12 protein-coding genes are annotated in these 11,681 nt (G+C 42.1%); 8 read left to right on the top strand and 4 right to left on the bottom strand.

Annotated features, from left to right (window positions below; translation table 11 throughout):
• Positions 1–18: 18 nt before the first annotated feature.
• Together ribH and MJO53_RS11950 are read right to left on the bottom strand one after the other, a co-directional pair.
• Entirely contained in the window at positions 19–501 is a 483-nt protein-coding gene (gene ribH / locus MJO53_RS11955) for a 6,7-dimethyl-8-ribityllumazine synthase (protein ID WP_252079234.1), read from the bottom strand.
• 3 nt (positions 502–504) lie between these two features.
• Positions 505–1,266 (bottom strand): tetratricopeptide repeat protein, encoded by a 762-nt coding sequence (locus tag MJO53_RS11950; protein ID WP_224835101.1) that lies wholly within the window; start codon positions 1,264–1,266, stop codon positions 505–507.
• 127 nt (positions 1,267–1,393) lie between these two features.
• On the opposite strand from MJO53_RS11950, the gene recF reads away from it, so the two are divergent.
• From recF to MJO53_RS11935, 3 genes are read left to right on the top strand one after another with little or no spacing between them, the layout of a single operon-like run.
• Positions 1,394–2,473: a DNA replication/repair protein RecF gene (gene recF / locus MJO53_RS11945; protein WP_252079233.1), complete on the top strand. Its 1,080-nt coding sequence runs from the start codon at positions 1,394–1,396 to the stop codon at positions 2,471–2,473.
• A 4-nt stretch (positions 2,474–2,477) separates the two neighbouring features.
• Complete coding sequence (locus MJO53_RS11940) at positions 2,478–2,900, top strand: hypothetical protein (RefSeq protein ID WP_252079232.1); 423 nt, start codon at positions 2,478–2,480, stop codon at positions 2,898–2,900.
• A complete protein-coding gene (locus MJO53_RS11935) occupies positions 2,900–3,196 on the top strand; it encodes a DUF721 domain-containing protein (protein WP_224835104.1) in 297 nt (98 codons plus the stop codon). The genes MJO53_RS11940 and MJO53_RS11935 overlap by 1 nt, the downstream gene beginning before the upstream one ends.
• Positions 3,197–3,260: 64 nt before the next feature.
• Here the strand turns inward: MJO53_RS11935 and MJO53_RS11930 are convergent, their stop codons facing one another.
• Both MJO53_RS11930 and MJO53_RS11925 read right to left on the bottom strand, forming a co-directional pair.
• Positions 3,261–3,680 carry a nucleoside-diphosphate kinase gene (locus tag MJO53_RS11930; RefSeq protein ID WP_252079231.1) on the bottom strand — a complete coding sequence of 140 codons (420 nt, stop codon included), beginning with the start codon at positions 3,678–3,680 and terminating at the stop codon, positions 3,261–3,263.
• Between the two features lie 48 nt (positions 3,681–3,728).
• On the bottom strand, positions 3,729–4,763 hold the full coding sequence (locus tag MJO53_RS11925) for an alkaline phosphatase D family protein (protein ID WP_252079230.1): 1,035 nt from the start codon (positions 4,761–4,763) through the stop codon (positions 3,729–3,731).
• 74 nt (positions 4,764–4,837) lie between these two features.
• On the opposite strand from MJO53_RS11925, the gene MJO53_RS11920 reads away from it, so the two are divergent.
• The 5 genes from MJO53_RS11920 (at position 4,838) to MJO53_RS11900 (ending at position 11,672) form a co-directional block, all read left to right on the top strand.
• Complete coding sequence (locus MJO53_RS11920) at positions 4,838–5,854, top strand: DHH family phosphoesterase (RefSeq protein WP_252079229.1); 1,017 nt, start codon at positions 4,838–4,840, stop codon at positions 5,852–5,854.
• Complete coding sequence (gene gldI, locus MJO53_RS11915) at positions 5,851–6,399, top strand: gliding motility-associated peptidyl-prolyl isomerase GldI (RefSeq protein ID WP_252079228.1); 549 nt, start codon at positions 5,851–5,853, stop codon at positions 6,397–6,399. The genes MJO53_RS11920 and gldI overlap by 4 nt, the downstream gene beginning before the upstream one ends.
• 11 nt (positions 6,400–6,410) lie before the next feature.
• Positions 6,411–7,514 carry a peptidylprolyl isomerase gene (locus MJO53_RS11910; protein WP_224835108.1) on the top strand — a complete coding sequence of 368 codons (1,104 nt, stop codon included), beginning with the start codon at positions 6,411–6,413 and terminating at the stop codon, positions 7,512–7,514.
• 79 nt (positions 7,515–7,593) lie between these two features.
• The gene (locus MJO53_RS11905) at positions 7,594–8,667 is read left to right on the top strand and encodes a DUF3810 domain-containing protein (protein ID WP_252079227.1); all 1,074 of its coding nucleotides are present in this window, start codon (positions 7,594–7,596) and stop codon (positions 8,665–8,667) included.
• A 59-nt stretch (positions 8,668–8,726) separates the two neighbouring features.
• Entirely contained in the window at positions 8,727–11,672 is a 2,946-nt protein-coding gene (locus tag MJO53_RS11900) for an amidohydrolase family protein (RefSeq protein ID WP_252079226.1), read from the top strand.
• Positions 11,673–11,681: the final 9 nt, after the last annotated feature.

Below are 11,681 nucleotides of genomic sequence, written 5' to 3'. Positions count from 1 at the left end.
TGTGCTAGCGGCGCGAATTTATTTGCCCAAAACAGACATCTGAATAGCGGCAATGGCAGCTTCGGTCCCTTTGTTCCCATGCTTTCCTCCACTTCGAGCTCTGGACTGCTCTATGTTATCGTCCGTCAATACGCAGAAAATCACAGGAACATCGTAGGTTACGTTCAAGTCTTTGATCCCTTGGGCGGTAGCACTGCAAACAAAGTCGAAATGACTGGTTTCTCCCCGGATAACACTACCTATGGCAACTATAGCATCCACTTTTTCCGTTTGGATCATTTTTTTGCACCCGAACGTGAGCTCAAAACTTCCGGGTACGTTCCAACGGATAACATTTTCCGAAAGCGCACCGCAATCCAAAAGAGCCTCTTCCGCCCCTTTGTACAGGGCTTCGGTAATTTCATCGTTCCATTCAGAAACAACAATCCCAAACCGAAGTTCTTTCGCGTTTGGGATTTTATTTTTATCGTAAACGGACAAGTTTTTGTTCTCTGTGGCCATGGTTTAGTTTTGTGCCAATCCAATCAGGGCATCCACGTTATTGGCTTCTTGAGAGTTCGGGTATTCTTCTTTAATGCGCTCAAAATATTCCAAAGCTTTGCTTTTGTCCCCCAAGTCCAATGCAACAATACCAGCTTTGTGCAAAAATCTTGGTGCTGTAAATTCGTTATCGCTATGTGCAATGGCTTTTTCGTAATAATCCAAAGCGTCTTCTTGCTGGTTCAACTGGGAAAAAGCATCCCCAATACCCCCTTTGGCCATGGCGCCCATAATATCATCATCAGAAGAGAAACCTTCCAATTGAGCAACCGCTTGATCGTACTGTTTAAGGTTAAGGTAGGTCATGCCCGCCGAATATTTGGCAAGATTGGCGGCCTTGGTACCACTATACTCTTCGATAATATCCAAAAAACCATATTTACCTTGTGCTCCGTTCAGTGCAAGGGTGAACAATGAATCTTTCTCGGTTTCACTTGCCAAAGCTTGGTCAAAATATTGTTGTGGATAAAAAAGCTCGTTCGCTGCTGACGCTTCTTTTGGGTTCTGGATAAATTGATGGTAACCCAAGTAGGCCAAAACTCCCACCGCAATTACGCCAATTACGCCCAAAATATAGTTTTGGTTCTTTTGAACCCATGCTTCGGTTTTGGAAGCGCTCTCGTCCAAAGTATTAAAAACTTCGGCCGTTGTGCTGTCGTGTTCTTCTATCTGAGCTTCCTCTTCCTTATTTTTTGGCTTAAAGCCTCTCTTCTTGTATGTTGCCATCCATCATTTAATTGGTCGCGCAAAAATAAAGTTTTTATCCAAAACCAAAAGGTAATTTATTCGTTATTTTTGAATTCCCTTTTTTAAGGGGCCACCTTTTAATTCCGAATTGTTTCTCTATTTTTTTATGTTTTTAAGACATTTATCTTTAGTCAATTACAAAAATTTTGATTCCAAAACACTGGATTTCGACCCTGTGATCAATTGTTTGGTGGGCGATAACGGTGTGGGAAAGACCAATGTTTTGGATGCAATTTACCACTTGTGTTTTGGGAAAAGCTACTTTAATCCCGTGTCCACCCAAAACATAAAACACAATACTGATTTTTTTGTGGTCGAAGGTGAGTTTGAGAAAAACAGCAGAACGGAAAAAATACTCTGCTCCTTTAAAAAAGGCACAAAAAAAGTGATAAAGCGCAATGGCAAACCTTATGAGAAGTTCTCCGAACATATAGGTTTTTTACCACTTGTGATAATTTCCCCATCGGATCGCGACCTAATTTTAGAAGGGAGCGACACCAGAAGAAAGTTTATGGATGGCGTTATATCCCAATCGGACAAAGTGTATCTGCAAAACCTCATTAAGTACAACAAAGTTGTATCACAGCGAAACTCGCTATTAAAATACTTTGCTGCCAACCGTACGTTCGACCAGGACACCTTGAGTATTTACAACGAACAGTTGTATTCCTTGGGAACGGAAATCCATCAAAAAAGGGTTGAATTCATTAACTCTTTTCTGCCCATTTTTAAGGAGCAATACCAAAATATATCAGAAAAGGACGAACAAATAAATCTTGCCTACGAAAGTCAGTTGAGCAACACCTCCCTTTTATCCCTTTTGGAAAGTAATATTGAAAAAGACCGTGCACTACAATACACTTCGGTCGGGGTGCACAAGGACGATCTTAATTTCACCATTGCCGGTCACCCCATCAAAAAATTTGGAAGTCAGGGACAACAAAAGTCTTTTTTGATCGCCTTAAAATTGGCACAGTTCCATTTTATAAAGCAATTGGCGGACACCACCCCCATTCTATTATTGGATGATATTTTTGACAAATTGGACGAAAATCGCGTAGCGCATATTGTTGGCTTGGTTAAAAACGACAATTTTGGTCAGATTTTTATTAGCGACACCCATGCGGATAGAACAGAAAGCGTTGTTAAAAATATTCATCAGAGCTATAAAATATTTAACTTGTGATAGTATGAAACGAATCCTTTCCATTGTATTGATCATTATGTTTTGGGCGTGTGCGGATTCTTCCATAAACAAAGAGGATTTGCACCACTTGAACGGCTATTGGGAAATTTCAGAAGTAATTTTCCCCGATGGTTCCGTAAAGGAATATGGCATCAATCCGAACATAGATTTCATCCAAGTAAATGATGACCAAGGATATCGTAAAAAAATGAAACCGCAATTTGATGGCACCTACGACACAACAAAAGATGTAGAAAGCTTTCAAATATCGAACATCAACGAATCAGTAATTTTACGCTATTCCACCCCTTTGAGCGAGTGGGAAGAAAAACTGGTACAATTGGATTCCCTTTCGTTTTCGGTAACCAACCAAGAAGGTATTACCTATAAATATAAACGGTTCGAACCCATTAAAATTCCCCAATAATGGCCAAGAGACACAGTTCACATATTCCACTCAGCGAAGCACTGAACGAGTTTATCCAAGAGAACAAGCTCCAAAAGGGAATGGATAAGGTGAACGCCAGGGAGGCATGGACCAACTTGATGGGAAACGGGGTAAACAATTACACCACTGCCGTTGAGCTTAAAAATGAAACTTTGTTTGTTTCTCTTTCCTCCTCCGTACTTCGGGAAGAATTGAGCTTGGGCAAGAGCAAGATCATTAAAATGATCAATGAGGAAATGGGAAAGGAGCTGGTTAAAAAATTGGTTTTACGGTGATCAACTAAAAAACAAAAAAGCCACCTTTTTCAGGTGGCTTTTTTTATATCAATGTTGTATTAAACTAGTAGATTTCCCTTCCTGAAAAGTGGAAAGTCCCTTCGATAGCGGCATTTTCATCACTATCGGAACCGTGAACGGCATTTTCTCCGATGCTGGCAGCGTACAGTTTACGGATGGTTCCTTCTGCTGCTTCCTCTGGGTTGGTTGCCCCTATCAAAGCACGGAAATCGTCCACCGCATTGTCCTTTTCCAAAATGGCCGCCACAATGGGACCCCTTGTCATAAACTCCACCAATTCGCCAAAAAATGGACGCTCCTTGTGGATGGCATAGAATATTTCGGCATCCCTTTTGCTCAATTGTGTGTACTTCATGGCCACAATCTTAAATCCGGCAGCCGTAATTTTATCCAAAATTGCCCCGATATACCCATTTTCTACGGCATCAGGCTTAATCATGGTAAATGTTCTATTTCCAGTCATTTTTTAAATTTTGCGCAAACTTACACTTTTTCGACCAAGGTACAAGGCTCAATAGCTTTGTTTTAACTCTTGGAGCACTGACCCGTTATCTCCCATAATCTTAAACTCAGCCTCCATTTTTTTAATATTTAGGTTGATGATTCCATAGCTTTTATCCGAAACCACCTCTCCTACCCTATATTGGTTCGGCTCTCCGTCAAAGCTAGCATAGGAATGTGTAAGTCCACTACTGGTAAAATCTATCAATGGGTAAGAAAGTCCGGAAACAGCGGTTTTTGAGAATTCTGAAATATGTCGATCTCCGGATAAAATGATAACTCCCTTTGCGCCGGACCGTACAATTATGTTCTCCAATCTCTCAACTTCCAAAGGAAAGTTGCCCCAGGATTCGAAACCATGCTCGCCGGAAAGCACCTGAATGCTGGACATAATCAGGTTAAAATCGGCATCGGACTCGTTGAGCTCGTTTTCCAGCCATTGCCATTGTGCACTCCCCAGTACGGTTGCCGTGGAATCCATCGTTGGTCGGTACCTTTTATTGGTATCTTCACTTTTTAGCAGTTCGCTTCTAAAATATCGGGTATCCAATACGATCACTTTTACTTTTCCAGCCCCTACCTCGTATTCGTGCGCCGCATATACGCCCTCACGGTTTCTCCGTTCACTCTCTTTGGGCACACCCATAAAATCGAGAAACACTTGCTGACTCTCTGCCTTTATGGCAAACTCCGCGCCCCCATCGTTTAGACCAAAATCGTGATCGTCCCATGTTCCGATTATAGGAACCTCTTTTTTTAATTTTGCATATCCCGGAACCGTATCCTGCATGGCATATATAGTTCTCAATCTGTCTACGTCGTCCGTATCCGCGTACACAATATCGCCGCCCCAGACCCAAACATTTGGTTTTTCTGCCAAAATATCGTCCCAAAAAGGATTTGGTTCTTGTGACATATTGCAAGAACCAAAGGCAACCACAAAATCGATGGTCGGAGTTTCTTCGGTTTCATCCTTTTTTTCCTCCTTCTTTTTACAGGATGCAAAAAGAATTACCGCGGCCATTAAAATTTGAAAATGTTTCATGAAGTAATTTTAATCCATCAAAAATACACATTAACCAAGTTACCTCTATATTATATTATTGTATATTTGGCCGCATGAATTCAGCGGATATCACGACAGTAAAATCCATTCTTTCCCAACCTCAGAACATCGTAATCGTACCCCATAGAAACCCAGATGGCGACGCTATGGGATCGTGCTTGGGGCTAAGCGGATTTTTAAAGACCAAAGGACACAATGTCCGTGTTGTTTCCCCTAACGACTATCCAAAATTTTTAAAATGGATGCCGGGGAACGACGAAGTCATCAATTTTGAAAGGGAAAACCCAAAGGCCAAAGAAGCCATTGAAAATGCCTCCGTAATTTTTACCTTGGATTTTAACGACTTTTCCCGGGTTGGACAAATGGCATCGGCCCTGCAAGAGGCCACTGCTGATTTTATTATGATCGATCACCACCAGCAACCTAGCGATTACGCCAAGGTTACCTATTCCGATGTGACCATGAGCTCTACCTGCGAAATGGTATACAACTTTATAGATTTTTTAGGGGAGACCAACGGTATTGATGCAGATATCGCCACTAATCTATATACTGGCATAATGACGGACACCGGTTCTTTTAAGTACCGTTCCACATCCAGCAAAACCCATCGTGTAGTAGCTGACCTTATAGATAAAGGGGCGGACAATATGGCCATCCACCAAGAAGTTTTTGATACCAATTCACCTTCGCGTTTGCACCTTTTGGGCGTTGCATTGAGCAACATGGTGATTTTGCCCGATTACCGTACCGCTTACATTACCTTGACCCAAGACGAACTGGACCAACACGATTTTAAAAAAGGTGATACCGAAGGCTTTGTAAATTATGGCTTAACTTTGGAAGGTATTGTTTTTGCCGTGATTTTTATCGAAAACCGGGAAGAGGGCATCATAAAAATTTCTTTCCGTTCGGTAGGTGATTTTTCCGTAAACGAATTTGCGAGAGAACATTTTAACGGAGGGGGCCACAACAACGCCGCAGGCGGAAGGAGCGAAACCAACATGGAGGAAACCTTATCCAAATTCAATACAATTTTGAAAAGTTATAAAGACCAATTAAACCCATGAGAATTTTCCTAGCCGTACTTGTAGTTGCCATCTTTGTTGGGTGTCAAGGCCCAGAACCAAGAAGACCGGTCGAGGTTAAAACCGGAAGTTTCTTTAAAGAATCCATCGAGCGTACAAAAAAGCTCTTGGCAGAAGAAGAAAAAACGATTCAGGCCATTATCGCCAAAGACACGGCCAACGAGTATGTATCAAGTCCCAACGGGTTTTGGTATTATTATGAGAGCAAAAACGATACGGCCACCTATTTACCCAGAACGGGAGACCAGATTCTGTTCTCCTACAATTTAATGACCCTCGACAACGACACCATTTACTCGGCCAGCGATATTGGGCCAACCTCCCATGTAATAGACAAGCAACAATTGTTTCCCGGACTTCAAAACGCGGTAAAACTTTTAAAGATTAACGAAAAGGTTACGTTTTTGTTCCCATCACCAATGGCCTTTGGGTATCAGGGGGACAATAAAGCTATAGGTCCAAAAACACCCCTCAAATCATCAGTGGAATTACACACAATTATAATAGCTAACGACAGTTTAAATTAAATTTATAGACCATGAAGAAATTAATTTACATCATCCCCCTGTTCCTCCTAGTGATCATAGGTTGCAAATCGAGCAAATATGCCGATTTGGGCGATGGTATCTTTGCCGACATCCAAACCACCAAAGGAGATATTATTATTCAGTTGGAGTTTGAAAAAACCCCGGTAACCGTGGCCAACTTTGTATCCTTGGCAGAAGGTAAAAACCCCTATGTCAATGATGAATACAAGGACAAAAAATTCTATGACGGTATAGTTTTCCACAGGGTGATCAAAGATTTCATGATTCAAGGTGGTGATCCCACCGGAACCGGAAGTGGAAATATTGGATACACTTTTAAAGATGAGTTCAATGATTCCCTGCGCCACTCCAAAAAAGGGATACTATCCATGGCCAACCGAGGGCCAAAAACGAACAGTAGCCAGTTTTTTATCACCCATAAAGAAACACCATGGCTGGATAACAAGCATACCGTTTTTGGCGAAGTGGTCAAAGGAATGGATGTTGTGGACAGCATTGCCAATGTGGAAACCGGAGCAAGTGACAGACCAACCACTGATGTTGTTATGAACCACGTGGAAATTGTTAGAAATGGGAAAGAAGCCAGACAATTTGATGCCATTCAGGTCTTGACCGATTATTTCAAGGAAGCCAAAGAAGCAGAGGCTGCATTTATAAAAATGAAAGAAGATTTGGCCATTCAGTTTGCGGAGCAATTCGAAGAAGCCGAAGAAACCTCCAGCGGACTGCGCATATTGACCTTGGTAGAAGGTAACGGGGAACAACCAAAAATAGGCCAAAAAGCATTGGTCAATTATGCTGGGTGGTTGTTCAATGGAGAATTGTTCGATACCAATATTGAAAAAATAGCAATGGATTTCAACCAGTTGAACCCGGGCAGAAGAGACCAGGGAGGCTACCTACCTTTCCCAATGGATTACAGTCCCGACGCGCAGCTTGCCGCTGGTTTCCGTGAAGGATTGTTGACCATGAAGGTCGGCGATAAGCTCCGTTTGTTCATCCCCCCACATTTGGGATATGGTGACAACGACTATGGCCCCATCCCTGGTGGCTCAACTTTGGTCTTCGACATTGAGGTGGTCGGTATAGAATAAATAAGACCATTCAAATATTGATCAAAAAGCCGTACTTTTCCGTGCGGCTTTTTTATGCCATATATTGCTTCATTTTTAGATGAGACAAAAAACAAAGACCATAATTGCCATTGCCCTGCCGATACAGATTCTGCTGGTAAAATGGTTGGGCAACTTTCCTTCGTTTATTGAAGAATATTACAGTAATGGAATCTACCCGTATATTTCCATTGCTCTGAGAACGCTGTTCGGTTGGATTCCATTCTCTTTTGGAGATGTGCTGTACACTGTATTTACATTTATGGCCGTAAGATATCTTTTTAAACACTGGAAACACATCAAAATGAAACCTTTGTTCTTTCTAAAGGACATTTTGGTGGTGATTTCCTTAGTCTATTTTGCCTTTCATTTTTTATGGGGAATGAACTATCATCGCCAACCGATTGACCATAAATTTGGAATAGAACGCGAATATACAGTGGATGAATTGGTCGATTTCACCCATTTTATTGCAAAAAAAGCAAATCATTACCAGATGGAGTTAACAGGGGATACAATTTCACCGGTACATATCCCCTACACCAAAAAACAGATTTTTTCCAAAACCGAAGAAGCTTACACCAAATTTGAAAAACAGTATCCCAATTTTAAACACAGACACTTGAGTTTAAAATCGTCCATTTACAGTATACCCCTCACATATATGGGTTACGGCGGATATTTAAATCCATTTACCAACGAGGCACAAGTGAACGGAGTCACCCCAAAATTTAGGCTGCCCACAATTAGTTGTCACGAAGTTGGTCACCAATTGGGATATTCCGCAGAGGACGCCACCAATTTTATAGGCTTTTTGGTCACTTCCCACAGTAACGACCCTTATTTCAAGTATTCAGCTTACAATCATGCTTTGGGTTACTGCTTATCCGATCTATATTACAAAGACGAAGAAAAATACAAAGAAGTTGTGGCGAGCATTAACCTTGGGGTCAAGGAAAATTTTAATGAATTGCGCATATTCTGGGAAAAATATAAAAATCCCTTCGAGCCATTGTTCAAATCCGTGTTCAACACTTTTTTAAAGGTAAACAACCAAAAGGAGGGTATAAAAAGTTACAACTCGGTCGTTGGGCTTATGGTCAATTATAAAAAACAGCATTCCATGCAAGATTGAAACTTGTAGAGTACTCCTACAAAGGTTATCTTTAATCCGACTAATTCAATTTTAACCTTATGAAACTTAAAATTTTAGCCCTGTTTCTCTTCATGGGCAGTGTTTCTTTGTTTGCACAGGATTACTTTCCAATTAACGACGGTGTTAAAGCAAAGAAAAACAACAATTACATGGCATTTACCAATGCCAAGATCTACGTTACTCCCACACAAATCATCAACAATGGTACTTTACTGATTCAAAATGGGAAAGTAGTACAAGTGGGAAAATCTGTGACGATTCCTAAAAATGCGGTCATAGAGGACTTGAGCGGAAAATCCATTTATCCGTCATTTATCGATGTATTTTCTGGATTTGGCGTCAAGCTTCCAGAAAAGGCGAACGGTGGGGGCAGGTCCGCACAGTACGGTCCGTCCAGGGAAGGTTTTTACTGGAACGACCATATAATGCCAGAAAATGATGCCATCAACAACTTTAAGTACGATGCCAAAGAGGCCAAAGAATTGAGGGATGCTGGTTTTGGAACCATCAACACCCATATTGAAGATGGAATCGCAAGAGGCACAGGTCTTTTGGTCACACTGAATGACGAAGCGTCCGAAGCGCAACGAATTCTTTCCGATAGATCCGCACAATACTTCTCCTTTAAGAAAAGTCAAGCCTCCAGGCAATCCTACCCAGGTTCTTTGATGGGAGCCATGGCATTGATGCGCCAACTGTATTACGACATGGATTGGTACAGCAAAGGAAATGTAGATACCAAAGACCGTTCCTTGGAAGCATTGATCGCCAATAAGGGAATGACCCAAATCTATGCTGCCGGAGATCAGGGCAACGTTTTGCGGGCCGACAAAATCGGGGACCTCTTTGGAATTCAATACACTATCTTGGGCGGTGGAGACGAATACGAATATATTGATGAAATCAAAGCTACCAATGCCAAGTTGATTCTTCCTCTAAATTTCCCGGATGCCTTTGATGTTTCCGACCCGTTCGAAGCTAAGTACATTGCCCTAAAGGATATGAGACATTGGAATTTAGCACCTACCAACCCCAAGGTTCTGAACGATATGGGTGTAGAGTTCTCCATTACAACGCATGGCCTTAAGTCTCCAAAAGAATTAAAGGAGAAGCTAATGAAAGCCATTGCTTACGGCCTACCCAAGACCAAGGCACTTGAGGCGCTGACCACCGTACCCGCTCAGATTTTGGGCAAATCCAACGAAATTGGTTCATTGCAAGCCGGTAGTCAGGCCAATTTCCTGATTACCTCCGGAGATATATTCGACGAGGGAACCACCCTTTACGAAAACTGGGTCCAAGGGTCTAAAAACGTAATCGAAAACATGGATATCGTCGATATTCGTGGAGACTATAATCTCGCAGTTTCAGGAACCACATACACGGTTTCCATTACCGGTAGTGCAAGCAAGCCTTCTTTGGAAATTAAAAAAGGGGAGGAAACCTTAGATTCCAAAATTGATTATTCCTCGGATTGGGTGAACATTTCCTTTAGTGAGGACAATATGGGATCCTACAGAATGGTAGCCCACATTGAGCCGAACACCCAAACCATTAAAGGAAGCGTTGTACATCCCAATGGGAACGAGACAATGGCCACATTGACAAAAACTTCACCCTTTGAAGAAAAACCCAAGGGCAATGAAGCAGTAGAAAAACCACAATTGATAGCCATGACCTCCCCAAATGTAGGTTATGGTTACAAAGAAAAACCGAAGCAAGAGAACATCCTTTTCCAAAACGCAACCGTTTGGACCGGGGAAGAAATTTTGGAAAACACCGATGTACTTGTAAAAAATGGTAAAATAGATAAGGTAGGTAAAGGGCTTCGTGCCGGAGGAGCTACCGTTGTGGATGCCACAGGCAAGCACCTTACAGCCGGTATTATCGACGAACACACCCATATTGCGGCCTTGGCCATAAACGAAGGAGGTCAAAATTCCTCTGCCGAAGTCCGAATGGAAGATGTAGTCGATGCCAAAGATGTAGCCATATACCGCGATTTGGCCGGAGGAGTGACCACTGCCCAATTGCTGCATGGTTCTGCCAACCCCATTGGAGGACAATCTGCGATTCTACGTTTAAAATGGGGCGAAAGTGCCGATAATATGGTGTTCGAAAACTCACCAAAGTTCATAAAATTCGCCTTGGGGGAAAACGTAAAACAATCCAATTGGGGCAGTTACTCCCGTTTCCCACAAACCAGAATGGGAGTTGAACAGGTGTACACCGATTATTTTCAGCGCGCCAAAGAATATGACGAAAAGAAAAAAAGTGGTCAACCCTATCGCCATGATGAAGAAATGGAAACCCTGGCAGAAATCTTGAACGGGGAACGATTCATCTCTTGCCACTCCTACGTTCAGAGCGAAATCAACATGATGATGAAAGTGGCCGAGAAATTCGGTTTCCGCGTTAACACCTTCACCCACATTTTGGAAGGCTACAAAGTAGCTGATAAAATGGCAGAGCACGGTGCCGGTGGTGGAACGTTCAGCGATTGGTGGGCATACAAGTACGAAGTAAAAGACGCCATACCACACAATGCAGCCATAATGATGAGCCAAGGTGTCACCGTGGCCATAAACAGTGATGATGCCGAAATGTCCAGAAGATTGAACCAAGAAGCTGGAAAGGCAGTAAAGTATGGAGGGTTGTCCGAAATTGAAGCATGGAAAACCGTAACCCTGAACCCAGCAAAATTACTTCACTTGGATGATCGTGTAGGAAGTATTGCCGAAGGTAAAGAAGCTGATGTTGTACTTTGGAGCGACCACCCCTTGTCCGTATATGCCAAGGCAGAAAAAACCTTGATACAAGGTAAAGTCTATTTTGATATTGAAAAAGACAAGCAAATGAGGGACTCCATCAAAAAGGAACGTAACCAATTGATTGGAATGATGCTGAACGAAAAAAATAATGGAGGTAAAACACGTACTCCGGTTCAGAACAAGAAAAGAGAGTTTCACTGTGACAGCCTTTAAAAAGTAAAT

It is taken from the genome of Flagellimonas marinaquae (assembly GCF_023716465.1).
Taxonomy (GTDB): domain Bacteria; phylum Bacteroidota; class Bacteroidia; order Flavobacteriales; family Flavobacteriaceae; genus Flagellimonas; species Flagellimonas alginolytica.
The sequence above is the reverse complement of the archived record's forward strand: the minus strand, read 5'-3'. Positions and strand labels throughout refer to the sequence as shown.